The sequence below is a fragment of the Streptomyces sp. NPDC093065 genome, from assembly GCF_044754585.1.
Lineage (GTDB): Bacteria > Actinomycetota > Actinomycetes > Streptomycetales > Streptomycetaceae > Streptomyces.
This window is the reverse complement of record NZ_JBIVPJ010000027.1, coordinates 17389-41804: the sequence shown is the minus strand read 5'-3', so window position 1 is coordinate 41804 and position 24416 is coordinate 17389. Positions and strand designations below refer to the sequence as shown.

Annotated in this window: 25 protein-coding genes; 13 read left to right on the top strand and 12 right to left on the bottom strand. The window is 71.1% G+C overall.

Going from position 1 to position 24416, the window contains the following annotated elements; translation table 11 throughout:
• Positions 1-12: 12 nt before the first annotated feature.
• A complete protein-coding gene (locus ACIQFU_RS33490; protein WP_402556666.1) occupies positions 13-1314 on the top strand; it encodes an MFS transporter in 1302 nt (433 codons plus the stop codon).
• On the opposite strand, the gene ACIQFU_RS33485 is transcribed toward ACIQFU_RS33490, so the two are convergent.
• Positions 1241-1963 carry a PepSY domain-containing protein gene (locus tag ACIQFU_RS33485; RefSeq protein ID WP_402556664.1) on the bottom strand — a complete coding sequence of 241 codons (723 nt, stop codon included), beginning with the start codon at positions 1961-1963 and terminating at the stop codon, positions 1241-1243. The two genes, ACIQFU_RS33490 and ACIQFU_RS33485, sit on opposite strands and share 74 nt — an antisense overlap.
• Positions 1964-2087: 124 nt before the next feature.
• Between ACIQFU_RS33485 and ACIQFU_RS33480 the strand changes: the two genes are divergently transcribed.
• Positions 2088-2807, top strand: a complete 720-nt coding sequence (locus tag ACIQFU_RS33480) for a response regulator transcription factor (RefSeq protein ID WP_402556662.1) — start codon at positions 2088-2090, stop codon at positions 2805-2807.
• Positions 2804-4231: an ATP-binding protein gene (locus ACIQFU_RS33475; RefSeq protein ID WP_402556661.1), complete on the top strand. Its 1428-nt coding sequence runs from the start codon at positions 2804-2806 to the stop codon at positions 4229-4231. The genes ACIQFU_RS33480 and ACIQFU_RS33475 overlap by 4 nt, the downstream gene beginning before the upstream one ends.
• A 25-nt stretch (positions 4232-4256) precedes the next feature.
• Here ACIQFU_RS33475 and ACIQFU_RS33470 read toward each other — a convergent pair whose 3' ends face one another.
• The 4 genes from ACIQFU_RS33470 to ACIQFU_RS33455 form a co-directional block, all read right to left on the bottom strand.
• Positions 4257-4733 carry a MarR family winged helix-turn-helix transcriptional regulator gene (locus ACIQFU_RS33470; protein ID WP_076976372.1) on the bottom strand — a complete coding sequence of 159 codons (477 nt, stop codon included), beginning with the start codon at positions 4731-4733 and terminating at the stop codon, positions 4257-4259.
• A 101-nt stretch (positions 4734-4834) separates the two neighbouring features.
• Positions 4835-5611, bottom strand: coding sequence for an AIM24 family protein (locus tag ACIQFU_RS33465; protein ID WP_402556658.1), 777 nt, complete (start codon positions 5609-5611; stop codon positions 4835-4837).
• A complete protein-coding gene (locus ACIQFU_RS33460; RefSeq protein WP_402556754.1) occupies positions 5608-6258 on the bottom strand; it encodes an AIM24 family protein in 651 nt (216 codons plus the stop codon). The genes ACIQFU_RS33465 and ACIQFU_RS33460 overlap by 4 nt, the downstream gene beginning before the upstream one ends.
• Position 6259: 1 nt before the next feature.
• Positions 6260-6892 (bottom strand): AIM24 family protein, encoded by a 633-nt coding sequence (locus tag ACIQFU_RS33455; RefSeq protein WP_402556752.1) that lies wholly within the window; start codon positions 6890-6892, stop codon positions 6260-6262.
• Between the two features lie 184 nt (positions 6893-7076).
• Here ACIQFU_RS33455 and ACIQFU_RS33450 point away from each other — a divergent pair, with 184 nt between their 5' ends.
• From ACIQFU_RS33450 to ACIQFU_RS33435, 4 genes are all read left to right on the top strand, one after another.
• Positions 7077-7421: a DUF3817 domain-containing protein gene (locus ACIQFU_RS33450; protein WP_402556657.1), complete on the top strand. Its 345-nt coding sequence runs from the start codon at positions 7077-7079 to the stop codon at positions 7419-7421.
• Positions 7418-7711 carry an MTH1187 family thiamine-binding protein gene (locus ACIQFU_RS33445; RefSeq protein ID WP_052840632.1) on the top strand — a complete coding sequence of 98 codons (294 nt, stop codon included), beginning with the start codon at positions 7418-7420 and terminating at the stop codon, positions 7709-7711. Before ACIQFU_RS33450 ends, ACIQFU_RS33445 begins: the two co-directional genes overlap by 4 nt.
• A 77-nt stretch (positions 7712-7788) precedes the next feature.
• A complete protein-coding gene (locus ACIQFU_RS33440) occupies positions 7789-8298 on the top strand; it encodes a MarR family winged helix-turn-helix transcriptional regulator (protein ID WP_402556656.1) in 510 nt (169 codons plus the stop codon).
• Positions 8299-8455: 157 nt separating this feature from the next.
• A complete protein-coding gene (locus ACIQFU_RS33435) occupies positions 8456-8932 on the top strand; it encodes a hypothetical protein (protein WP_402556654.1) in 477 nt (158 codons plus the stop codon).
• A 30-nt stretch (positions 8933-8962) separates the two neighbouring features.
• Here the strand turns inward: ACIQFU_RS33435 and ACIQFU_RS33430 are convergent, their stop codons facing one another.
• Positions 8963-9310 (bottom strand): DUF3817 domain-containing protein, encoded by a 348-nt coding sequence (locus ACIQFU_RS33430; protein ID WP_402556652.1) that lies wholly within the window; start codon positions 9308-9310, stop codon positions 8963-8965.
• A gap of 95 nt (positions 9311-9405) precedes the next feature.
• Between ACIQFU_RS33430 and ACIQFU_RS33425 the strand changes: the two genes are divergently transcribed.
• Positions 9406-11106, top strand: coding sequence for a methylmalonyl-CoA mutase (locus ACIQFU_RS33425; protein ID WP_402556651.1), 1701 nt, complete (start codon positions 9406-9408; stop codon positions 11104-11106).
• 177 nt (positions 11107-11283) lie between these two features.
• Here ACIQFU_RS33425 and ACIQFU_RS33420 read toward each other — a convergent pair whose 3' ends face one another.
• Positions 11284-11919 carry a TetR/AcrR family transcriptional regulator gene (locus ACIQFU_RS33420; protein WP_402556649.1) on the bottom strand — a complete coding sequence of 212 codons (636 nt, stop codon included), beginning with the start codon at positions 11917-11919 and terminating at the stop codon, positions 11284-11286.
• A 266-nt stretch (positions 11920-12185) separates the two neighbouring features.
• Between ACIQFU_RS33420 and ACIQFU_RS33415 the strand changes: the two genes are divergently transcribed.
• The 4 genes from ACIQFU_RS33415 (at position 12186) to ACIQFU_RS33400 (ending at position 16569) form a co-directional block, all read left to right on the top strand.
• A complete protein-coding gene (locus ACIQFU_RS33415; RefSeq protein WP_402556647.1) occupies positions 12186-13166 on the top strand; it encodes a tetratricopeptide repeat protein in 981 nt (326 codons plus the stop codon).
• 627 nt (positions 13167-13793) lie between these two features.
• The gene (locus ACIQFU_RS33410; RefSeq protein ID WP_402556646.1) at positions 13794-14426 is read left to right on the top strand and encodes a DUF6230 family protein; all 633 of its coding nucleotides are present in this window, start codon (positions 13794-13796) and stop codon (positions 14424-14426) included.
• Between the two features lie 117 nt (positions 14427-14543).
• The gene (locus tag ACIQFU_RS33405; RefSeq protein ID WP_402556644.1) at positions 14544-15191 is read left to right on the top strand and encodes a DUF6114 domain-containing protein; all 648 of its coding nucleotides are present in this window, start codon (positions 14544-14546) and stop codon (positions 15189-15191) included.
• Positions 15181-16569, top strand: a complete 1389-nt coding sequence (locus tag ACIQFU_RS33400; protein WP_402556642.1) for a hypothetical protein — start codon at positions 15181-15183, stop codon at positions 16567-16569. The genes ACIQFU_RS33405 and ACIQFU_RS33400 overlap by 11 nt, the downstream gene beginning before the upstream one ends.
• Before the next feature lie 105 nt (positions 16570-16674).
• Here the strand turns inward: ACIQFU_RS33400 and pyk are convergent, their stop codons facing one another.
• The 3 genes from pyk to pta all read right to left on the bottom strand — a co-directional run bounded on the left by pyk (position 16675) and on the right by pta (position 21490).
• Positions 16675-18105, bottom strand: a complete 1431-nt coding sequence (pyk, locus tag ACIQFU_RS33395; RefSeq protein ID WP_402556640.1) for a pyruvate kinase — start codon at positions 18103-18105, stop codon at positions 16675-16677.
• A 74-nt stretch (positions 18106-18179) separates the two neighbouring features.
• Complete coding sequence (locus ACIQFU_RS33390) at positions 18180-19400, bottom strand: acetate kinase (RefSeq protein ID WP_402556638.1); 1221 nt, start codon at positions 19398-19400, stop codon at positions 18180-18182.
• Complete coding sequence (gene pta, locus ACIQFU_RS33385) at positions 19397-21490, bottom strand: phosphate acetyltransferase (RefSeq protein ID WP_402556636.1); 2094 nt, start codon at positions 21488-21490, stop codon at positions 19397-19399. The genes ACIQFU_RS33390 and pta overlap by 4 nt, the downstream gene beginning before the upstream one ends.
• A 196-nt stretch (positions 21491-21686) precedes the next feature.
• Between pta and ACIQFU_RS33380 the strand changes: the two genes are divergently transcribed.
• Entirely contained in the window at positions 21687-22712 is a 1026-nt protein-coding gene (locus ACIQFU_RS33380; RefSeq protein WP_373902351.1) for an ATP-dependent 6-phosphofructokinase, read from the top strand.
• Positions 22713-22728: 16 nt separating this feature from the next.
• Here the strand turns inward: ACIQFU_RS33380 and ACIQFU_RS33375 are convergent, their stop codons facing one another.
• Both ACIQFU_RS33375 and ACIQFU_RS33370 read right to left on the bottom strand, forming a co-directional pair.
• Positions 22729-23442, bottom strand: a complete 714-nt coding sequence (locus ACIQFU_RS33375) for a helix-turn-helix domain-containing protein (RefSeq protein ID WP_402556634.1) — start codon at positions 23440-23442, stop codon at positions 22729-22731.
• A 133-nt stretch (positions 23443-23575) separates the two neighbouring features.
• Complete coding sequence (locus ACIQFU_RS33370) at positions 23576-24415, bottom strand: carbohydrate ABC transporter permease (protein WP_402556632.1); 840 nt, start codon at positions 24413-24415, stop codon at positions 23576-23578.
• Between the last annotated feature and the right edge of the window lies 1 nt (position 24416).

The following is a 24416-nucleotide window of genomic DNA, read 5'->3' as shown; positions in this document are numbered from 1 at the left end:
AGGAACTTCCGCGTGTCCACGCCCTCTCCACGGCCCTCGTACGCCGCCGTGCTCCGTGTCCCCCATGCCCGCCGCACCTTCGCGGCCGCCCTCGTCGGGCGGCTGTCGTACGGCACGGTCTCCCTCGCCCTGATGCTCTCCCTGACCCGGTCCACCGGGTCGTACGCCGTGGCCGGCCTGGTCATGGCGCTCTTCGGCGCCACGAGCGTCTTCCTGTCCCCCTACCGCGCCTCGCTCGTCGACCGGCACGGTCCGCGCCGGGCCCTGCCGCCCATGGCCCTGCTGTACGCCGTCCTGCTCTGCGCGCTGGCGGCGGCCTGCCGGCGCCCGGGCACACCCGAGGCCGTCCTCGCGGTGACCGCCGCGGTCGCGGGCGCCTGCACGCCTCCGCTCGGTCCGACGATGCGCGCGGTGTGGGCCCAACTGCTGCCCGACCGGGCCCTGCTGCAGCGCGCCTACGGCCTGGACGGCGTCGCCGAGGAACTGCTCTTCGTCTCCGGCCCGCTCCTGGTCGGCGGTGTCGTCGCCGTCGCCCCGCCGGCCGTAGGCGTCGTGCTCAGCGCGGTGCTGGTGGCGGTCGGCACGTTCGCGTTCGTCTCCTCGCCGACGACCGCCGCGGTGCGTCCGGCGGGGCGGGCGAAGAGCGACGGCCCCGTGCCCGGGGGCGGCGCCGGCGGACAGGTCCGGGCCCTGTTGCAGCCCGTCGTCGTCGCGGCGGGAGTCGGCGTCTCGGTGAGCGCCGTCGACCTCCTCGTCGTCGCCTACGCCGGGGAGCGCGGCCTCGGCGACGGCGCGGTCGCCTGGGTGCTCGCGGCGCTGTCCGCGGGTAGCGCGGTCGGCGGTCTCGTCAACGGCGCCGTCGCCTGGAGCTCGCCCACCCGCGCCCGGCTCCCGTTCTTCGCGGCGGGTCTCGGCCTCTGCCTCGCCGCCGCGGGCCTCGCGCCCGGCCTCGGCACGCTGGTGCCGGCCGTCGTGTGCGCGGGCCTGTTCGTGGCCCCGGCCCTGACCACGGCCTACCTGATCGCCGACGAGAGCGCGGCGGCCGGTTTCCGGGTCCGGGCGGGCGCCTGGTGCAACACGGCCGTGAACGCCGGCAGTTCCGCCGGGGCCGCCGCCGTGGGGCTGCTGGTGGAACGGCTGCCCCTGCCGGTGTGCTTCGCGGTGTCCGGCGCGGTCGCCGCGGCGGCGGCGCTGGTGCCCGGTCACCGCCGCGGTGGTTCCGCCCGGCGGGCGGGGCCGATCAGTCGTCGTCGGAGTCGTGCGAGTCGTCGGAGTCTTCCGAGTCGTCCGAGCCGTGCGGGCGGTCGGCCGTGACCTTGCCGGTCCTCGGGTCGACCCGCCAGTCCTGCTCGCCCTTGCCGGAGGCGTGCGTCTCGACCTCCCAGGCGGGCCTGCCGTCGCCGTGGAGGCCGTCCTCGTCCAGTTCGACGGAGGTGACGGTGCCGTGCCCGGCCGTCGCCCCCGCGGCCTCGGCGGCGTCGACGGAGGTGCCCTTCAGCGCCGCCCGCACCTCGGCGGTGTCGTCCTCGTCGTCCCGCTCCGTGCCGAGGACCTTGCCGGTGGCCGGGTCGACCCGGACGGTGTGCCAGGTGCCCGCGCCGGAGAGGACGTCGACCTCCCAGGCCGTACGCTCGCGGCGGTCGTCCGCGTCGTCGTCGTCCGCGTCGTCGTCCTCGTCGTCCAGTTCGGCGGAGACGGCGGTGCCCGGGGTGTCCGCGAGCGCGGCGGCGATGGCTTCGGCCGCCGTCACCTTCGCGGAGGCGGCGCGGGCCGCGTCCTCGTCGCGGTCGTCGGCGTCCTCCCGTACGCCGCCGTCGTCCGGGACGGTGACGTCCGACGCGCTCACGTCCGTGCGGGGTGCGGCGCCCCGGTCGTCGTTCCCCGTCGTCGCCAGGGCCGTCGCCGTACCGCCTCCGACCAGTGCGGCGGCGGTGACGGCGGCGATCACGATGTTGCGCTTCATGCGGTTTCCTCCGAGTCGTCCAGAGTCCAGTGGTTTCCGGTGACTCCACTGTCGTGGACCGACGCTGAGGCCAGGCTGAAGCCGCCTGAAGATATCTTCAGCTCCGCTTTGCCACTCTTTACCCATGTGCCCACCCGTCGCCCACCACCCTGCCCGAGGCGCCTCGCGCCGCCCCTCTCGATTCTTGATCGTGGAGGACGAGAAGCGCCTCGCCGTGTCGCTCGCCAAGGGCCTCACCGCGGAGGGATACGCCGTGGACGTCGTCCACGACGGCCTGGAGGGACTGCACCGGGCCGGCGAGGGAGCGTACGACCTCGTCATCCTCGACATCATGCTGCCCGGCCTCAACGGATACCGGGTCTGCGCCGCCCTGCGCGCCGCCGGGCACGACGTGCCGATCCTGATGCTCACCGCCAAGGACGGCGAGTACGACGAGGCCGAGGGCCTGGACACGGGCGCGGACGACTACCTGACCAAGCCCTTCTCGTACGTCGTCCTCGTCGCCCGCGTGAAGGCCCTGCTGCGGCGGCGGGCGCAGGGCGCCGGGGCCTCGCCCGTGCACGTCCACGGCGACCTCAGGGTCGACACCGCCGCCCGCCGGGTGTTCCTCGGCGAGGACGAGGTCACCCTCACGGCCAAGGAGTTCGCCGTCCTTGAGGAGCTCGTGGTGCGGGCCGGACAGGTGGTGTCCAAGGCGGAGATCCTGGAGCACGTCTGGGACTTCGCCTACGACGGCGACCCCAACATCGTCGAGGTGTACGTCAGCGCGCTCAGGCGCAAGCTGCGCGCCGAGCTCATCCGGACCGTGCGCGGCGCCGGCTACCGGCTGGAGACCGGACGATGAGCCGCCTCTTCGGCTCGGTACGCGCCCGTGCCACGCTGGCCGCGACCCTCGTGGTCGCCGTCGCCCTCGTCGCGGCCGGCACCGCGGTCCTGCTGTCCCTGCGCTCCAACCTGCTCGGCGAGGCGGGCACCCGGGCGGAGCGCTCGGCGCGGGACGTGGCGACCGCACTGGCCGTCGGAACGCGGTACACCGAACTGAGCCTGGACGACGACGACCGCCCGGTGCAGGTCGTCGACGAGGAGGGGACGCTCGTCGCGGCCAGCGAGGACCTGGAGCGGATCACCGGCACCGGCGTCGGCGCGGTGAAGCCGCAGCCGGCCGCCACGGGCGACGACGCGCGGGACCGGGACTCGGACGACGACGATGACGATGACGACTTCGACGAGTCGCTCGAAGCCGGTGAGATCGGCGAGCCGTCCACCGTCGGCGACGGCACCGCGACCGTCGACGGCGACACGGCGGACTACCGCTTCGTCGCCGTCCCCGTGGAGACGAGGGGCGGAGACCACCTCACCGTCTACGCCGGCGCCCCGCTGTCCGCCGAACACGGCGCCGTGAACACCGCGCTGACCGTCATGCTGATCGGCTTCCCGCTGCTGCTCGCGGTCGTCGCGTGGGTGACCTGGCTGGTCACCCGGCGTGCGCTGCGCCCGGTGGAGGGCATCAGGCGGGAGATGGCCGCGATCACCGCCAGCGAGGACCTGGCCCGCCGGGTCCCGGTGCCGGGCACCCACGACGAGGTGGCCAGGCTCGCCTCGACCACCAACGAGACGCTGGCCGCGCTGGAGGACTCGGTGGAGCGGCAGCGCCGGTTCGTCGCCGACGCCTCGCACGAGCTGCGCAGCCCGATCGCCTCGCTGCGCACCCAGCTGGAGGTGGCCGCCGCCCACCCCGAGCTGCTGGATCTGGACGGCGCCGTGGAGGACACCGTCCGGCTCCAGCGGCTCGCCGCCGACCTGCTGCTGCTGGCCAGGCTGGACGCGGGGGAGCGGCCCGCCGACGCCCGGGTCGACCTGGCGTCGCTGGCCCGGGAGGAGGCCGAGGGCCGCAGGGGCGTGAGCGTGCGGGGCGACGTGGCGGTGAACGTGGCCGGATCGCGGGGGCAGCTGGGGCGGGTGCTGGCCAATCTCCTGGACAACGCCCAGCGGCACGCCCGCTCGGCGGTGGAGGTGTCCGTGCGGCGGGAGGGGGAGGCGGCGGTGGTCGCCGTGGCCGACGACGGCGAGGGCGTGCCGGCGGCCGACCGGGAGCGGATCTTCGAGCGGTTCGTACGGCTCGACGCCGCCCGCAGCCGTGACGACGGCGGGGCCGGTCTGGGGCTGGCCATCGCCCGCGACGTCGCGGTGCGGCACGGCGGCACGCTCACGGTGCACGACGCACCGGCAGGCGGCGCCCTGTTCGAGCTCCGCCTGCCGGGTGTCTAGGGCCGCACGGCCCGCGACGAGGTGATCAGGACCGGCCCCGCTGCCCGCGCAGGTGCTCCGCGATGGGCTTGAGCGCCTTGTCCAGCTCCGTCAGGTCCTCCGGGGCCAGCAGGTCGATGAAGTGCCTGCGGACGGAGGCCACGTGGTGCGGTGCGACCTTCCGCATCGTCTCCAGGCCGTGCTCGGTGAGGACGGCGAAGAGTCCGCGGCGGTCGGACTCGCAGTTCTCCCGCCGGACCAGGTTCGCGTTCTCCATGCGGGTGATCTGGTGGGAGAGGCGGCTCTTGGACTGCATCGTGGCGGTGGCCAGGTCGCTCATCCGCATTCTGTCGCCCTCCGACTCGGAGAGGTTCACCAGAATCTCGTAGTCGTTCATTGTCAGGCCGAACGGCTGCAGGTCCTTCTCGAGCTGGTGCGTCAACAGCCTGTTGACCTCCAGGTGGGTGCGCCAAGCACACTGCTCCGTATCGGTCAGCCAGCGAGTGGCCGTCTCGGTCTCCATGAATGAAGTCTACCTAAAATGTTGAAAGGCGAACTAGTGAGGGGTTTCCCGTGACGGTGACGGTGCGCACGCGTTCGATGTCACACTCCGCAGATTACCGCTCACAGCCCGAAGCGGCGCTGGAGGTCCCCCAGCTGTCCGGGAAGTCCCGGTACCCCCGACCGGCCTCCCGGCGCTCCCGAGGCCCCGCCGCCGGGCACGCCCGCCTGCTGCGGAGGAGTCCCCACGGCCTGCTCCGCCATCAGCGCCTCGCTCGACTGCAGCAGCACCGTCCCCGCGCCCACGAACTCGAACTGGTGCTCCTCCCCGGAGGCCCCGCCGAGCCCTGTCATCGCACGTAGACCGCCCAGCAGGCCGGTCATGTACCCGTGGTCGTAGTGGTGGCACGGAGACGGGCAGTCGGCCCAGCCGACCAGGGCCTGCGGGTCGACCCGGATCGGCGGTTCCATGAACACCACCGGACCGTTGGACGCGGCCACGAACTTCCCGGTTCCGATCAGCGTCAGGAAGCCCGGCACGATCGACTGCTTGAGTGCGAGGCTTGGCTGAAAAGCGAGCAAGTTGCCCGAGCGAATGGTCAGGTTGCCGTCTTCCAGGTCATACGAATTCACGTCGAAGGCCCGGTCGGCGAGGAGCATCTTGCCCGAGCCCTCCGCCACGACCCAGTCGCTCGCGTGCAGAGGCGAATGGAAGGACGTGCGCACCAGACGGTCCAGCCGGCCGTGCCCGATCCCGTTGAAGTCGATCGTCCCGTAGTAGGCGATCATCTTCCCCTTCTGCAGGAACCACTGGCTGCCCTTGAGCTCCACGCAGAAGGTGTACGCGTTGACGTTGTCGTCGGCCGGCAGCGTCGCCGGGTCGTGGTGGACCGTGCTCACAGCTTCTCCTCCGAGGCCTGGACGAACACCGTGCCGCTGCCGCTCAGCTCCAGCTGGAACGCCTCGCCGGAGCCGCGCCCCACCATCTCCCGCCAGCCCAGCGCCGTGGACAGCTTGTTGCGCACGTCGCCGTGGTGGGCGACGTAGGCCTGCGGGTCCACGCGCACCGGGCGCTGCGGGGTGATGGGCACCTCGAAAACGCCCCCGTGGGCCATCACCGCCACCGAGCCGTGGCCCTTGAGGGACGTGGTGAACAGCCCCTGCCCGCTCACCTGGCCCCGCACCATGCCCATGACCCCGCCCTGCGAGCCGAGGAACACGGTGCTCTGCTCCAGGGTGCCCTCGAAGGCGAGGAGGCGGTCCGCCTCCACGTACAGGGTGTCGCCCGACAGGTTGATCACCTGGACGTGGTGGCCGCCGTGCCCGAAGAACACGGTGCCGCTGCCCTCGACGGTCATCAGCGGCGTGTCCTCGTTCGCCACCCGGCGGCCGATCATCGACATGACCCCGCCCTGCCCGCCGCGCAGATTGGGGGTGAAGGACACCTCGCCCCGGTAGGCGAGCATCGCCCCGCGCTGACTGAACAGCCGCTGCCCGGGAGCGACGGTCGCCCGGACCATCTTGGAATTGATCTCCTCGAAGGCCATCTCACACATCCCCCGCGATCGTGTTCCGCTCGCTCGGCTGCACGTACACCAGTCCGTCGCCCTCGAAGCGGATCTGGAAGGCCTCGCCGCCGCCCTCCCCGAACAGCGTGCGGAAGCTCACACCCGACTGGAAGGACTGCCGCAGGTTCCCCTGGTGCGCGACGTAGGCACCCGGGTCGACGGTCAGCGGGTACTGCGCGCTGACCCGCAGCACCACCGCGGGACCGTCGGACATGATCGCCGCCTGCCCGTGTCCCTCGATCGTCGTGGTGAACAGCCCGTTGCCCTGGGAGGCGCCGCGGGTGCCCGTGAAGCTCGTGCCGGTCCGCAGCCCCGCGTCGGCCGCCAGGAAGTTGCTCGACTCGACGTACAGCTTGTCGCCCTGGAGGGCCACGAGGCTGATCTCCGAGGCCCGGTCCGCGAACCAGCAGGTGCCCTGCCCCTTCACCTCCATCACCGTCATCTGCTCGCCGGTGATCCGCCGGGTCACCATCCCCCGGATGCCCTCACCGCCGCCGCTCAGCTTCTTGAAGGTCATCTCCCCGTCGTACGCGACCATCGAGCCGTTCTTCGCCTTCACGGCGTCTTGGGTCATGTCGACGGCGAGGACCTTGCTGCCTTGAAGTCGGAACATCGCCACGCTGCGAAAGTAGCCCCGTCAAGGGTGGACGGAACAGGGCCCACGGGTGGAGAACGACCCTGAGTCCATCCCTTGGGGCATTGTTTGCCACAATGGGCGAACGATTGTGCTTCCGTTCACAAGGCGGACCGCACACCGCCCGCGCCACCGGCGCATCCCTCCCTTCCGAAGGTGACCCGTGGACCTCAAGACCGCCACCGCCCTCCGCCGCCTCCGCCTGGTCTCGGCCCCCGAGGCGATCTCCTTCCTCCTCCTGCTCGTCTGCTCCGTCCTGAAGCGGACCACCGACTTCAACGCGGTGCCGGCGATGGGCATGATCCACGGTGTCCTCTTCGTGCTGTACGTGATCTTCTGGGCGGACGCCTGGAACCGCGCCAAGTGGCCGCTGAAGACCGCCGCCCTCTACTTCGTCCTCTCGGTCCTGCCGACCGGCGGCTTCTTCGCCGAGCGCAAGCTCAAGCACGAGGCCGAGAGCGCGGTCATCGCCTCCCGCGCCCGCCAGGAAGGAGTCGTCAACGCATGATCGTCGCCTTCTCCGTGACGCCGCTCGGCGTCGGCGAGGACGTGGGGGAGTACGTCGCCGACGCCGTCCGAGTGGTCCGCGAGTCCGGGCTGCCGAACCGCACCGACGCCATGTTCACGTCGATCGAGGGCGAGTGGGACGAGGTCATGGACGTCGTCCGGCGGGCCGTCGCCGCCGTCGAGGCGCGGGCACCGCGGGTCTCCCTGGTCCTCAAGGCGGACATCCGTCCCGGTGTGACGGACGGCCTGACCTCGAAGGTCGAGACGGTCGAGCGCCACCTCGCGGGGTGAGCGCCCCGGCGGTTTGGTGATATCGAAGGGCGAGACGGGGCTGACCGACATGTGACCGGCCGGTATGGTCTGTTGGCGTGCCGAAGCCCCTCAGTCTCTCCTTCGATCCCATCGCCCGAGCCGACGAACTCTGGGCCCAGCGCTGGGGCGGCGTGCCGTCCATGGCCGCGATCACCTCGATCATGCGGGCCCAGCAGATCCTGCTGGCCGAGGTCGACGCCGTGGTCAAGCCGTACGGCCTGACGTTCGCGCGGTACGAGGCGCTGGTGCTGCTCACCTTCTCCAAGTCGGGCGAGCTGCCGATGTCCAAGATCGGCGAGCGCCTCATGGTGCACCCCACCTCCGTGACGAACACCGTCGACCGGCTGGTGCGCTCCGGCCTGGTGGACAAGCGCCCCAACCCCAACGACGGCCGCGGGACGCTGGCCACCATCACCGACAAGGGCCGCGAGGTCGTCGAGGCGGCCACCCGCGAACTGATGGCGATGGACTTCGGCCTGAGCGCGTACGACGCCGAGGAGTGCGGCGAGATCTTTGCAATGCTCAGACCACTACGGGTCGCCGCGGGGGACTTCAAGGGGGACTGAGCGCGTCAGCGCACGGGCGACGCTCCCTCGTAGTGGTGAGAAAGTCGCCGCTGAGCTGCAGAAACGCTTACGCCTGCCGTCGTCGCTGCGATCCTTGCAGCGGTCGCCGATCGGGTCGGCCGCTCTTCCAAGGCCGTTCGCGATGGGAAGTCTGCCGATGAGTGTTCAGAAGTTCGTGCGTCGCATGGTGACGGCCGGGACGGCCGCCGTGGCGGGCGTCGTCCTCGTGCTCGGCGCGCCAGGCCCGGTGCACGCCAGTGCCACGGGGAGTACCGCCCTCGGCACCTTCGACTACGACCTGCGCGGTGCGGGCATCAGGGTTCCCGTCGGCTGCTTTCTGACCCACACCGTCGAGGGGTCGGGAAAGCGGATCACGTCACAGTTCGCGGGCGTCGACTGTGCCGGTCTCGCGGCCACCTTCTCCAAGTTCTGCAACTGGAGGATCGACTTCTCCTGCGCGGACACGGACAACAGGACCTACAGGACCTCGCGAGGGGCGACGCATGCGGAGTGCGACGGGAGCCCGATGCGTCACGTGGCTCCGCAGACGCTGCCCGCGTACGGCAAGGCGTGCGCGAAGTTCCATGTCAACGGAAAGTTGCGTGCCGTGCAGTGTCACTACATCACCAAGTGACCGCGAACCACCCGGCTCGCGGTCACGGGATCACGAGCTCGCGGCGGCGGGGCTGGGCTGCCGGTCGGCCGTGATGAGCGGCTGGACCTCGCGGGTCACGCGGCGCTCGACGAAGAAGGCGGCTGTCGGGATGGTGCCGGCCAGGAGCACCCACAGAAGGCGCACCACCGGCATCTTCGCCTTGTTGCCCAGGTCGAAGGCGAAGACCAGGTAGAGCACGTACAGCCAGCCGTGTGCGATGCCGACCACCGTGACCAGGCTGTCGAACCCGTCCAGGTCCAGCAGGCGCTTGCCGATGACACCCACGGTCAGGACGACCAGCAGCACGGCCGTGACGTAGGCCATCACCCGGTAGCGGGTCAGAACGCTCTTCTTCATGGCTGTCAGCGTAGCCGGTGGGCTGCGGCCACCGACGCGCACGTCCTGACCAGCCCCACTGTCATTTATTAGGACGTCCTAGTAAATTCGAGAGCATGGACGCTGACGCCATTCATGAGGGCCGCCTTCGGTGGCAGGCCCGGTACGATGCGGCGCGTAAGCGCGGCGCGGACTTCACCACGCTCTCCGGGGACCCCGTGGAGCCGGTGTACGGGCCCCGGCCGGGGGACGAGTACGAGGGCTTCGAGCGGATCGGCTGGCCGGGCGAGTACCCCTTCACCCGCGGCCTGTATCCGACCGGATACCGGGGGCGTACGTGGACCATCCGGCAGTTCGCCGGGTTCGGCAACGCCGAGCAGACCAACGAGCGCTACAAGATGATCCTCCGCAACGGCGGAGGCGGTCTGTCCGTCGCGTTCGACATGCCGACGCTGATGGGCCGCGATTCCGACGACCCCCGCTCGCTCGGTGAGGTCGGGCACTGCGGGGTGGCCATCGACTCGGCCGCCGACATGGAGGTGCTGTTCAAGGACATCCCGCTGGGGGACGTGACGACCTCCATGACGATCAGCGGGCCGGCCGTGCCCGTGTTCTGCATGTACCTGGTCGCCGCCGAGCGGCAGGGTGTCGACGCGTCCGTGCTCAACGGCACGCTGCAGACCGACATCTTCAAGGAGTACATCGCCCAGAAGGAGTGGCTCTTCCAGCCCGAGCCGCACCTCAGGCTCATCGGCGACCTCATGGAGTACTGCGCGGCCGGCATCCCCGCCTACAAGCCGCTCTCCGTCTCCGGGTACCACATCCGCGAGGCCGGGGCGACGGCCGCGCAGGAGCTGGCGTACACCCTGGCGGACGGCTTCGGGTACGTGGAGCTGGGGCTCAGCCGCGGTCTGGACGTCGACGTCTTCGCGCCCGGCCTCTCCTTCTTCTTCGACGCACACCTCGACTTCTTCGAGGAGATCGCCAAGTTCCGCGCGGCCCGCAGGATCTGGGCCCGCTGGATGCGCGACGTGTACGGGGCGCAGACCGACAAGGCGCAGTGGCTGCGGTTCCACACCCAGACCGCCGGTGTCTCGCTGACCGCGCAGCAGCCGTACAACAACGTCGTGCGCACCGCCGTCGAGGCGCTGGCGGCCGTGCTCGGCGGCACCAACTCCCTGCACACCAACGCGCTCGACGAGACCCTCGCCCTGCCCAGCGAGCAGGCCGCCGAGATCGCCCTGCGCACCCAGCAGGTGCTGATGGAGGAGACCGGCGTCGCCAACGTCGCCGACCCGCTGGGCGGTTCCTGGTTCATCGAGCAGCTGACCGACCGCATCGAGGCCGACGCCGAGAAGATCTTCGAGCAGATCAAGGAGCGGGGGCTGCGGGCCCACCCCGACGGGCAGCACCCGGTCGGACCGGTCACCTCCGGCCTGCTGCGCGGCATCGAGGATGGCTGGTTCACCGGGGAGATCGCCGAGTCCGCCTTCCGCTACCAGCAGTCCCTGGAGAAGGACGACAAGAAGGTGGTCGGCGTCAACGTGCACACCGGCTCCGTCACCGGCGACCTGGAGATCCTGCGGGTCAGCCACGAGGTCGAGCGCGAGCAGGTGCGGGTGCTGGGCGAGCGCAAGGTCGCCCGCGACGATGCGGCGGTGAGAGGCGCGCTGGACGCGATGCTGGCGGCGGCCCGCTCGGGCGGCAACATGATCGAGCCGATGCTGGACGCGGTGCGGGCGGAGGCGACGCTGGGCGAGATCTGCGGGGTGCTGCGGGACGAGTGGGGGGTGTACACGGAGCCTGCGGGGTTCTAGGCGCCGCGTGTCCCGGTGGGCGCCACCAGGGGGCTCCGCCCCCTGGACCCCCGGGCCTGTGCCCACCCACCACCCGACTCGGTCGGTCAAGAGGTCACCCGTTGCCCGTCGGCCGCTCGCTCGGCCGAGAGGTCACCGTTGCCCGTCGGCCGGCTCGGTCGGTCGAGAGGTCGCCCGTCAGCCGTCGCCCGGCTCGGTCGGCTGTGCGGCCAGGCCCCACAGGAGGACCTGCGTCAGGCCGCGTACCCACTCCTCGTTCGCGGCCTCCGCGCTGACCAGGGTGCGGTGCACCACCGCTCCCGCGACCATGTCGAAGATCAGGTCCGCCGTGCGGGCCGCCTCCGCGGCGTCCGGCTCCGGCGGCAGCTCCCCCCGGGCCTGCGCCCGGGCCCTGCCCTCCAGGACCAGGCGCTTCTGCCGCTCGACGATCGACGTACGGATGCGCTCGCGCAGTGCGTCGTCGCGCGTGGACTCCGCGACCACCGCCATCAGGCCGCTCCGGGCCTCCGGACGGGCCAGGATCGCCGCGAACTGGAGCACCACGCCCTCGATGTCCGCGGCGAGCGAGCCGCGGTCGGGCAGTTCGAGCTCGTCGAAGAGCTCCGCCACCGCGTCCACGACCAGCTCGTTCTTGCCCGCCCAGCGGCGGTAGAGCGTCGTCTTGGCAACCCCGGCCCGGGCCGCGACGTCTCCCAGGGTGAGCTTCGACCAGCCGAGGTCGACCAGGGCGGCCCGCGTCGCGGCCAGGATCGCGGTGTCCGCCGTGGCGCTGCGCGGGCGTCCGGCACGGCCGGCGGGGCTGCTGCTCTGCATCCCCCGACCTTAACCGGCGGGTAACACGCGGCCGGTGGTGAGACAGATCACCGCGACGAGGTCTGGCGGTGGGGTGTTCCGAAGGGCAGTCCTGGCATTACGCTACGACGCGTAGCGAAAGCGTGGGTCCGCCCGCGCCCCAGCGACGACCACGGGCGTGGGGTGGGGACCCGGCGCCGAGCAGTACACACGCCGAACAGCACACATCCGGGCGGGCTTTCGACCCGCTTTTCACACGCGCACGCCGTACGGGGGAGGATAGACCCATGCAGCCACGGAACATGTCCATGAGCGGGGTCGTCGACCTCGCCGCGGTGAAGCAGGCCCAGGAGGCCAAGGCGAAGGCGGAGCAGGCGCGCGCCGAGGCGGCCAGGACTGGCGGCGGCGCGGGCGCCGTCTCCCCGGCCGACCTCGTGATCGACGTCGACGAGGCCGGCTTCGAGAGCGACGTCCTGCAGCGGTCCACCGAGGTCCCGGTCGTCATCGACTTCTGGGCCGAGTGGTGCGAGCCCTGCAAGCAGTTGAGCCCGGTCCTGGAGCGGCTGGCCGTCGAGTACAACGGACGCTTTCTCCTCGCCAGGATCGACGTCGACGCCAACCAGACGCTGATGCAGCAGTTCGGCGTCCAGGGCATCCCGGCCGTGTTCGCGGTCGTCGCCGGCCAGGCGCTGCCGCTCTTCCAGGGGGCCGCCGGCGAGACGCAGATCCGCCAGACCCTGGACCAGCTGGTGCAGGTCGGCGAGGAGCGCTTCGGCCTGACCGGTCTGGTCGTCGACCCCGAGGCGGAGCCGGGCGCCGAGCGGTCCGCCGCCCCCGAGCGTCCGGCCGGGCCGCACGACGCGGCCCTCGACGCCGCCGTGCAGGCGATGGACGCGGGCGACCTGGGCGGTGCCGTCCAGGCGTACAAGAACGTGCTGGCCGAGGAGCCGGCCAACACGGAGGCCAAACTGGGCCTGGCGCAGGCCGAGTTGCTCCAGCGGGTGCAGAACGCCGACCCGCAGAGCGTCCGCCGGGACGCGGCCGACAGGCCGGGCGACGCCCAGGCGCAGATCGCCGCCGCCGACCTGGACCTGGTGGGCGGTCACGTGGAGGACGCCTTCGGGCGCCTCGTCGACACGGTGCGCGTCACGGCGGGCGACGACCGGGACGCCGTACGGCGGCGGCTGCTCGAACTGTTCGAGGTGGTCGGTGCCGACGACCCGCGGGTGACCGCGGCGCGCCGGGCGCTCGCACGCGCCCTGTTCTGATCGGCGTTCTAAACGCCGTCGGCGTGTTGCGTATGTGAAGGAGCTGTCGAAGAGGCGTCACTGCGGCCGCGCTTTACCAAAACTTGGTAATCGCGGCCGCTGTTACTGCCAGTAAGTCGATGGCGTCGATCTGTCGGACTCTGTCCGTCGATCAATGGTTTTGTTCCGCCCTTATGACGCACCCAGCGTCGCCGTTCGGGCCCGTTGCGTCGTCCCGCTGTCACACGCCCGCTACTAGCCAGTAACGAACCCCCTTGTGCCGACGGCGAGAATGCACCACGATCGGCGACGCTCGGTCCATTCCCGTACCCCGACAGCCGGTCGGGTCGCGGGGGTTCCTGGGTCCCCACCGAGCAGGGTCGGCGGCAGTGATGCCGGCCCTTGGGCAGGGGGGTCTTCGCTCATCCGGCGAAGCCTGTCCAGCAGGGTTGTGCGTGATGCGTGTCAGGCGCGACCAGTGGTTGTCGCTCGGGGGTGATCGCCGGTTATTCGGGCGCGTTGTACGTGCCGCCGAGTGCGGGCGCTCTCCTTCCCGAGGACGTAGCACTTCTCCCATCCCTGCCAGACCGCGCCGCCGAACCGGCGGCCGGCCGAGGCCAGGAGATGTACGTCCGAGAAGGAGGAAATATGGAGTCCCAGGTGCGTGGCGGGACCAGATGGAAGCGGTTCGCCGTGGTGATGGTGCCCAGCGTGGCCGCCACGGCTGCGATAGGCGTCGCGCTCGCGCAGGGCGCTCTCGCCGCGTCGTTCAGCGTGTCGGGTCAGTCGTTCAAGGTGACGGCGGACCGGCTCGACGGCACGGGCTTTATGCAGTACGGCGCGGTCGACTCGGGCTACACGCTGAAGGGCGAGAAGGCGGCTCACCCCGTCGCGGTCTCGGCGTTCAAGTCCGCGCAGATCACGAACATGTGCCAGTCCGTGGTCACCCCGGACATCCCGCTGATCGGCTCCGTCAGCCTCATGCTGAAGGCGGGCGGCGGTGACAAGGCGGTCGAGGCCGAGAACCTGTACATCGACGTCGAGGACCTCGAGGCCGATGCCACGTTCCGCGGCATCGACATCGGTGTGGCCGCCAAGGACGCCAACAAGGGTCCCGGCATCAAGAAGGGCGACACCACGAACCCGTACGGGTTCTCGCAGCAGGCCGACTCGGCCACGCTGACCGGTGTGAAGCAGACGGCGTGGGCGACCACCGCCGGAACCTTCAAGCTCAGCGGTCTGAAGATGTCGCTGTCCAAGGGTGTCAAGGAGTGCTACTAAGCACTCGCTGACGGGCGGGGGAGCCGGTGGCGCCCCCGCCCGTCCACTCTCCGGCCGCGCCTTCACGCGCGGACCACATCTCCACCACAGCAAAGCCGTACCAGGGAGCTGTTTTCCATGAGCGCCGAGACTCCTGCCGCCGCCGGCCAGTTCACCCGCCGCAGGCTGCAGTTCCGTGCCTGGCGAGGCGCGCGGCCGTTCTGGGCCGGCCTGTTCGTCGCGCTCGGCGGACTCCCCATCGCCTACTTCCCGTACGCGAACCTCCAGATCGGTCACCTGACGCTGGCGATGTCCACCACCGCGGGCGCCGGGTCCCTGATCATCGGCGTGCTGCTGGTCGTCCTGGGCGTCAGCCTGTGGTTCCAGAAGCACGTCCGGGTCTTCGCGGGCGTCGCGGCGATCCTGCTGGCGCTGGTGTCCATCCCCGTGTCGAACCTCGGCGGCTTCCTCATCGGCTTCCTGCTCGCGCTCATCGGCGGAGCCATGGCCGTGTCGTGGGTGCCGGGCGAGCCGCCGCAGGCCGAGCCGCCGCTGGAGGGCAAGGGCACGGACGACACGCCCGAGGGCGCGGTCCCCGCGGCCGACGACACCGCCTTCCCCGGCTTCCCGGAGCCCGGGACGCGGGCGCCCGGCCCCGCGGTGCCGGGTCCGCGGGGCGGGCTGGACGACGGGGAGCCCTCCCAGGCCTTCGCGGTACCGGGGGCGCACGATCTGTCAGGAACAAGCCCGGCCAACGGGGCGAACGGGAGGCACAGTGCCGGCTGACGAGGTGACCCGCGGGACTGACGTGGAGTCGTCCCGTGTGAGAACCGGGCCGCGCCACGCGGCACCCAAGAAGCCGTTGTTCACCAGGTTCCACATGCCGGCCGGCAAGGCGATAGCCATCGCGGCGATGCCGACGGCCGTGCTCATGGGGATGGGGTTCACGCCGACGCTCGCCATCGCCGACGGCAACGACGCGGCGCCGCCCTCCAACAGCCTGACGGCCGACGAGTACAAGGACTGCGTGGCGGCCCTGGAGGACGCCGAGAAGGACCCGTCCGAGTCGCCCACGCCCTCGCCCTCGGCGAGCGACGGGGCCGACGAGGGCAAGGACGACGTGAAGGAGCCCGACCCCTCGGCCTCCACCGGGGAGTCCGGCAAGGACGCGGGCGCGGACGCCGGCACGGACAAGGGCGACACCTCTTCGTCGGATTCAGGTTCCGACGACAAGGGCGCCAAGGACGAGCAGGCCGCCCCCGACCCGAGTCCCTCCGCGTCGCAGAGCGAGGAGGCGTCCGGCTCGGCCGCCACGCCGTCCCCCTCCGAGTCGGAGACCAGGGGCGGTCTGCTGGAGGGGCTCGGCAACACCCTTGAGGACATCTTCACCGGCGGCAAGAAGGCCGAGGAGAGCCCGAGCCCCACGCCGACCCCCTCGGCGTCCGAGAGCGCGTCCGGCACGTCCGGCGCGCTGAAGGACACGACCGGGAAGGTCACCGACGCCGCGAAGGACACCGTCGAGGGCGCGACCGACACGGCGTCGAAGGCGGCCGAGGACACCGGGAAGTCGGTGGACAAGGCGGCCGAGGAGGCGGCAGAGAAGGCGAAGGAGGACGCGGCGAAGGCCACGGAGGACGCCACCGCCACGCCCACCCCCAGCGCCTCCGCGAGCCCCGGTACCGACGTCGACGACTGTCCGGTCGCCACCGACGACGAGGGCGGCGTCGACAACAAGCTGCCGCTGCCCGACGACCCGTGGTACCTCAACGCCAGCTCGCTGCTGCTGAAGGGCGCCTCCTACAAGGGCGTCGTCGAGGTGAAGACGGCCAACGGCACCACCAAGAAGGTGCTGAAGTACGTCATCTCCAACGGCACCGACATCGGCGACCTGCACCAGACGGTGAAGGACGAGCAGGCCGGCAAGACCTACCACGTGCAGGCGGCCCAGGGCTCCACGTCCACGATCCGCGACGGCGAGACGGTGATGTACACCGAGAGCATCTCGGGCAACCTGCTCGGGCTGATCCCGATCACCTTCGACCCGGAGAACCCGCCGCCGCTGGACATCCCCCTCATCTACTTCACCAAGGTGACGGTCGTCCAGGCCGGCCAGTTCGGCGGCACGCTGCACATCCCGGGACTGCACCAGTACACGACCGACTGAGCGCCCCGCACGCCCCGTAGGGAGCCGCACAACGCCTGAGGGCGCCCCCTGGTCGCAGGGGGCGCCCTCAGCGCCGTACGGGAGCCCTGGCGGGCGGACGGGCCGTCAGCCGCGCCGGGTCTCGCCCAGGTGGTGCACGCGGACCATGTTGGTGGTGCCGGGCACGCCGGGGGGCGAACCGGCGGTGATCACGACGACGTCGCCGTCGTTGAAGCGGCCCAGGCGGACCGTCTCCTGGTCCACCAGGTCGACCATCTCGTCGGTGCTGTTCACGAACGGCACCACGTGCGGCTCCACGCCCCAGCTGAGCGACAGCTGGTTGCGGGTGGACTCGTCGGTGGTGAAGGCCAGGATCGGCTGGCAGGCGCGGTAGCGGGAGAGCCGGCGGGCGGTGTCACCGGACTGGGTGAAGGCCACCAGGCCCTTGCCGCCCAGGAAGTCGGCGATCTCGGCCGCGGCACGGGCCACCGAACCGCCCTGCGTGCGCGGCTTCTTGCCCGGCACCAGCGGCTGCAGCCCCTTGGAGAGCAGCTCCCCCTCGGCGGCGGTGACGATCTTCGACATCGTCTTGACGGTCTCGATCGGGTACGCGCCCACGCTCGACTCGGCGGACAGCATGACCGCGTCGGCGCCGTCCAGGATCGCGTTGGCCACGTCGGAGGCCTCGGCGCGGGTCGGACGGGAGTTGGTGATCATCGACTCCATCATCTGGGTCGCCACGATCACCGGCTTGGCGTTGCGCCGGCACAGCTCGATCAGGCGCTTCTGCACCATGGGGACCTTTTCGAGCGGGTACTCGACGGCCAGGTCGCCACGGGCGACCATCACGCCGTCGAACGCCATCACGACGTCCTCCATGTTCTCGACCGCCTGCGGCTTCTCCACCTTGGCGATCACCGGGACGCGGCGGCCCTCCTCGTCCATGACGCGGTGCACGTCGGCGACGTCCTTGGCGTTCCGGACGAAGGACAGGGCGACCAGGTCGCAGCCCATGCGCAGCGCGAACCGCAGGTCCTCGACGTCCTTCTCGGACAGCGCGGGCACGTTGACCGCGGCGCCGGGCAGATTGATGCCCTTGTGGTCGGAGATGACGCCGCCCTCGATGACGATCGTCTTCACCCGGGGGCCCTCGACCTCGGTGACCTTCAGCTCGACGTTGCCGTCGTTGATGAGGACCTGGTCGCCCTTGGTGACGTCACCGGGCAGGCCCTTGTACGTCGTGCCGCAGATCGTCCTGTCGCCCGGTACGTCCTCGGTGGTGATGGTGAACTCGTCACCGCGCACCAGCTCGACGGGACCCTCCGCGAAGGTCTCCAGGCGGATCTTCGGGCCCTGCAGGTCGGCGAGGACACCGATGGCCCGGCCGGTCTCCTTGGCGGCGGCCCGCACCCGGTCGTAACGGCCCTGGTGCTCGGCGTGGGTGCCGTGGCTGAAGTTGAAGCGGGCCACGTTCATGCCGGCTTCGATCAGCGTGACCAGCTGCTCGTGGGAGTCGACCGCGGGGCCGAGAGTACAGACGATTTTCGAACGGCGCATGGGTGCCATCCTATCGGTTTGTTTCGGCGCGGAATATTCCGTCTGGCGGAAAATACAAAAGGGCGGGATGCCGCTCAGGTGAGATTCTGATTCCCCGAATCATTTACCAGCGCGTAGGTCTGTGCCGCGATCTCCATTTCCTCGTCCGTCGGTACCACCGCCACCGCCACCCGCGCGTCCGCGGGCGAGATCAGCCGCGCCTCGTCGCTCCGTACGGCGTTCAGCTCCCCGTCGACCTCCAGGCCCAGCCCTTCGAGCCCGGTCAGCGCCGCCTCGCGCACCGGCGCCGAGTTCTCCCCGACCCCGGCCGTGAACGCCACGGCGTCCACGCGTCCGAGAACGGCGTAATAGGCGCCGATGTACTTCTTGAGCCGGTGAATGTAGATGTCGAAGGCCAGCTCCGCCCGCTCGTCGCCGGCGTCGACACGGCGGCGGATCTCCCGCATGTCGTTGTCGCCGCACAGCCCGATCAGACCGCTCCTCTTGTTGAGAAGAGTGTCGATCTCGTCGGCGGACATTCCCCCGACGCGCATCAAATGGAAGATGACGGCAGGGTCCATGTCTCCCGAGCGCGTACCCATCACGAGCCCCTCCAAAGGCGTCAGCCCCATGGAGGTGTCCACGCACCGTCCGCCCCGCACCGCCGAGGCGGACGCCCCGTTGCCCAGGTGCAGCACGATCACGTTCACGTCCCCGGGTGCCCGGCCGAGGAGCCGCGCGGTCTCCCGGGAGACGTACGCGTGCGAGGTGCCGTGGAAGCCGTAGCGCCGCACCCGGTGCGCGTCGGCGGTCTCCACGTCGATCGCGTAGCGGGCCGCGGACTCCGGCATCGTGGTGTGGAAGGCGGTGTCGAACACGGCGACCTGCGGCAGGTCCGGGCGCAGCGCCTGCGCGGTGCGGATGCCGGTGAGGTTGGCCGGGTTGTGCAGCGGGGCGACCGGGATGAGCCGCTCGATCTCGGCGAGCACGGCGTCGTCGATCACCGTCGGCTCGGTGAAGCGCAGACCGCCGTGGACCACCCGGTGCCCGATCGCGGCCAGCTCTGGGGAGTCGAGGCCCAGACCGTCCCGGTCCAGCTCGGCGGCCATGGCCTTCAGCGCGGCGTCGTGGTCGGGCACCGACCCGCTCCACTCGCGGCTCTCCCCGCCCACCGGGGAGTGCTTGACGCAGGAGCCGTTCTCGCCGATCCGCTCGACGAGTCCCACCGCCAGCCGGCTGCCGTCGCGCATGTCGAGCAGCTGGTACTTCACCGACGAGGAGCCGGAGTTGAGGACGAGGACACGGGAGCCGCTCACTGGTCGGAAGCCTTCTCGCTGGGGGACTGCTGGGCCTGGATCGCCGTGATGGCGACGGTGTTGACGATGTCCTGCACGAGCGCGCCCCGCGACAGGTCGTTGACCGGCTTGCGTAGACCCTGGAGCACCGGGCCGACCGCGATGGCACCGGCCGAGCGCTGCACCGCCTTGTACGTGTTGTTGCCGGTGTTCAGGTCGGGGAAGATCAGCACGCTGGCCTGCCCGGCGACCGCCGAGCCGGGCAGCTTGGTCGCGGCCACCGAGGGCTCGACCGCGGCGTCGTACTGGATCGGCCCCTCGATGCTGAGGTCCGGGCGGCGCGAGCGGACCAGCTCGGTCGCCTCGCGCACCTTGTCGACGTCCGCGCCGGAGCCGGACGTGCCCGTCGAGTACGACAGCATCGCGATCCGCGGCTCCACCCCGAACTGCGCCGCCGTCGACGCCGACTGCGCGGCGATGTCGGCGAGCTGCTCCGCGTCCGGGTCCGGGTTGACCGCGCAGTCGCCGTAGACCAGGACCTTGTCGGCCAGGCACATGAAGAAGACCGAGGAGACGATCGCCGCGTCCGGCTTGGTCTTGATGATCTCGAAGGCCGGGCGGATGGTCGCCGCCGTCGAGTGCACCGACCCCGACACCATCCCGTCGGCGAACCCCTCCTGCACCATCAGCGTGCCGAAGTAGTTCACGTCGGAGACCACGTCGTACGCCAGCTCCACGGTCACGCCCTTGTGGGCGCGCAGGGCGGCGTACTTCTCGGCGAAGGAGTCCCGCAGCTCGCTGGCGGCCGGGTCGATCAGCTCGGCGCCGGCCAGGTCGATGCCGAGGTCGGCGGCCTTCTTGCGGATCTGCTCGGCCGGGCCGAGCAGCGTCAGCTCGCACACGCCCCGGCGCAGCAGCACCTCCGCCGCGTGCAGCACCCGCACCTCGGTGCCCTCCGGCAGAACCACCCGGCGCAGGTCGGAGCGGGCCTGTTCGAGGAGCTTGTGCTCGAACATCATCGGCGTGACGCGGTCGCTGCTGGGCGCGGAGACCCGCTTGTCCAGCTCGGCGGTGTCGACGTAGCGCTCGAAGAGGCCGAGGGCGGTCTCCGCCTTGCGCGGAGTGGCCGCGCCCAGCTTGCCCTCCAGGGAGAACAGCTGCTCGGCGGTGGGGAAGCTGTTGCCGGTCACCGAGAGCACCGGGGTGCCCGGGGCCAGCCGGTCGGCGAGGGTGAGGATGCCCTCGCCGGGCACCTCGTTCAGGGTGAGCAGCACGCCGGCTATCGGCGGGGTCCCGGCGCTGTGCGCGGCCAGCGTGCCGATCACCAGGTCGGCGCGGTCGCCCGGCGTGATCACCAGACAGCCCGGGGTCAGCGCAGCCAGCAGGTTGGGCAGCATGGCCCCGCCGAAGACGAAGTCCAGCGCGTCGCGGGCGAGCCCGGAGTCGTCCCCGAGCACCACCCGGGCGCCCAGGGCGTGCGCGATCTGGGAGACCGTCGGCGCGGACAGGGCGGGCTCGTCCGGCACCACCCAGCACGGCACCGGCAGCCGGTGCGCGAGCCGCTCGGCGATCTCGTCCCGGTCCTCGCGCGCGACCCGGTTGGTCACCATGGCGAGCACGTCGCAGCCGAGACCGTCGTAGGCGCGGAAGGCGTTGTGGGTCTCGGCCAGCACCGACTCGGCGGTCTGCTTGCGGCCCCCGACGACGGGAAGCACCGAGGCGCCGAACTCGTTGGCGAGCCGCGCGTTCAGCGACAGCTCGTCCGGGAACTGGGTGTCGGCGTAGTCGGTGCCGAGGACGAGGACGACGTCGTAGTCCCGCGCCACCAGGTGGAACCGGTCGACCAGCGCCGACACCAGCTCGTCCACGCCCTGCTCGGCCTGGAGGAGGGAGGCCTCCTGGTAGTCCATGCCGTAGACCGTCGCCGGGTCCTGCGAGAGCCGGTAGCGGGCGCGCAGCAGCCCGAAGAGCCGGTCGGGCCCGTCGTGCACCAGGGGGCGGAACACGCCGACCCGGTCGACCTGCCGGGTGAGCAGCTCCATCACCCCCAGCTCGACGACCTGGCGGCCGTCGCCGCGGTCGATACCGGTCACGTACACGCTGCGCGTCACGCGTGCTCTCCGTTTCGTCGGGGTGAGCGTTTCGTCGGGGTGCGGAACCCTCTTGACAGTACCTCCGGCCACGGTTAGGGCGCCCGTCAGTGTCCGCCGCCGTCCGCCGCCGTCCGCCGGTCGTCCGCCGCCGTCCGGGCCGTGGAACAATTGGATCGGCTCACCGGTGTCAACAGCGAGCAGGAGACACAGCACGATGCGTATCGGAGTTCTCACCGCAGGCGGCGACTGCCCCGGCCTGAACGCAGTGATCCGGTCGGTCGTGCACCGAGCGGTCGACAACTACGGCGACGAGGTCATCGGCTTCGAGGACGGCTACGCGGGGCTGCTTGACGGCCGTTACCGCACCCTCGACCTCAACGCGGTCAGCGGCATCCTCGCCCGCGGCGGCACCATCCTCGGCTCCTCCCGGCTGGAGCGCGACCGGCTCCGCGAGGCCTGCGAGAACGCCGGCGACATGATCCAGAACTTCGGCATCGACGCCCTGATCCCGATCGGCGGCGAGGGCACGCTCACCGCGGCCCGGATGCTGTCCGACGCGGGCCTCCCGGTCGTCGGCGTGCCGAAGACCATCGACAACGACATCTCCTCCACCGACCGCACCTTCGGCTTCGACACGGCGGTCGGCGTGGCGACCGAGGCGATGGACCGCCTCAAGACCACCGCCGAGTCCCACCAGCGCGTGATGGTCGTCGAGGTCATGGGCCGGCACGCCGGCTGGATCGCCCTGGAGTCCGGCATGGCCGCCGGTGCCCACGGCATCTGCCTGCCCGAGCGCCCCTTCGACCCCGCCGACCTGGTCAAGATGGTCGAGGAGCGCTTCTCCCGCGGCAAGAAGTTCGCCGTCGTCTGCGTCGCCGAGGGCGCCCACCCCGCCGAGGGCAGCATGGACTACGGCAAGGGTGCCATCGACAAGTTCGGCCACGAGCGCTTCCAGGGCATCGGCACCGCACTCGCCTTCGAGCTGGAGCGCCGGCTCGGCAAGGAGGCCAAGCCGGTCATCCTCGGCCACGTCCAGCGCGGCGGCGTACCGACCGCGTACGACCGGGTCCTCGCCACCCGCTTCGGCTGGCACGCGGTGGAGGCCGCGCACCGGGGCGACTTCGGCCGGATGACGGCGCTGCGCGGCACGGACGTCGTGATGGTGCCGCTCGCGGAGGCGGTCACCGAGCTGAAGACGGTGCCGAAGGACCGGATGGACGAGGCGGAGTCGGTCTTCTAGGCGCCGGGCACTCGGCTCACGGGTGCCTCTCGACCGCCGTCCAGAAGTGGTCCACGATCCGGTCGAGGAAGTCCCGGCCCCCGGCGCTGGAGTCGGCCGCGCCGCCGCCCCAGGTGAGGGTGGCGGTCATCCGCCCCTGGTAGTCCTGGTGCAGCACCTGGAGGACGTTCTCCAGGACGCGCCGGTCCAGTGGGGCCAGCTTGGCGATCGGGCGCACACACCCCTGCCAGCGGGTGGTCACCGCGCTCGTCAGCAGGTCGGCCAGCTTCTCCTCGCGCCCGGTGACGGTCACGAAGTCGGGCAGCGTGAGGCCGAGCACGTCGGCGAGCTCGGCCGACTGCCGGTCGGTGCCGCGCCAGTCGTCCGCCTCCTCCATCCGCAGGTAGGCCGAGAGCCCGAGCCCGACCGCGCGGGCCACGTCCTCCGGCGCCAGACCGCGGGCGACGCGGTGCTCGCGCAGGGACTGCGGCCGCCCGATCAGCTCGCCGGGCGAGCACCACAGCACCCCCGCGAGCGCGGTCAGCTCGGGGCCTTCGGGGGCGGCGGTCCCCCGCTCCCAGGCGATCACGAGGTCGGGGCCGACGTACGGCAGGCCGTACGAGACCCGTATGCCGTGGGCGACGTGCTCGGGCCCCATGTTGAGGGCGGCACGCAGCCGGCGGGCGGCGAGGGCGTTGAACGGGGGGCCCGAATGGCTCGGGCGGGGTGAGGGTCGGCGCACGCGCCACACCGTAGGGGTCCGGGGCGACGCTGACTACGGGCTGTTCGGCCAGCGATACGGATTGTAGGAACGTACGGGGGACGTACGAGGAACCTGCGGGCGCGAGCGGACCCGTACGCGCCCCCTCCCCGGTCCCCGCGCCCTATCCCTTCACCGCCCCGCCCAGCGCGAACCCCCCGCCCAGGCGCCGGGAGATCAGCACGTACAGCAGCACGACCGGCGTGGAGTAGACGATCGAGAACGCCGCCAGCTGCCCGTACGCCACCATGCCCCGGTTGCCGAAGAAGTCGTTGATGCTGACCGAGGCGGGCATCTGGTCCGGGGAGAGCAGCAGCATGAAGGGGACGAAGAAGTTCCCCCACATCATCACGAACGAGAACACCGTCACCACCGCCACCCCGGGGCCCATCAGCGGCAGCACGATCCGCAGCAGTGACTGGAAGGACGACGCGCCGTCCGTCCACGCCGCCTCCTCCAGCTCCTTCGGCACGCCGTCCATGAAGTTCTTCATGAGCCAGATCGCGAAGGGCAGCTGCGAGGCGGCGAAGAAGAAGACGGTCCCCTGCATGGTGTCGATCATGTTGACGCGCACGAACAACGCGTAGACCGGCACCATGATCGCCGTGATCGGCAGACTGGTCGCGAACAGGACGGTGAGCAGGAACGGCCGGTTCAGCCGTGACCGGAAACGGGAGAGCGGATAGGCCGCGAGCGCCGCGCACACCACCGTCAGCAGGGTGGCCCCGCCGCACAGGATCAGGCTGTTGAGCAGCGGGGTGAAGGTGATCTCCGGGGTGAGGATCGCGTCGAAGTTCTCCAGCGTCACCCCGTCGGGGACCTTCACCCTCAGACTCGCGTGCGGATCCAGCGCGGACAGCACCACCCAGGCCAGCGGCAGCACGAAGGCCGCTGCGGCCACCAGCAGCCCGGCGTCGGCGGCCGTCCGCCGCCGGTTGCGCCGTGAGGCGGGCGTGTTCGCCATG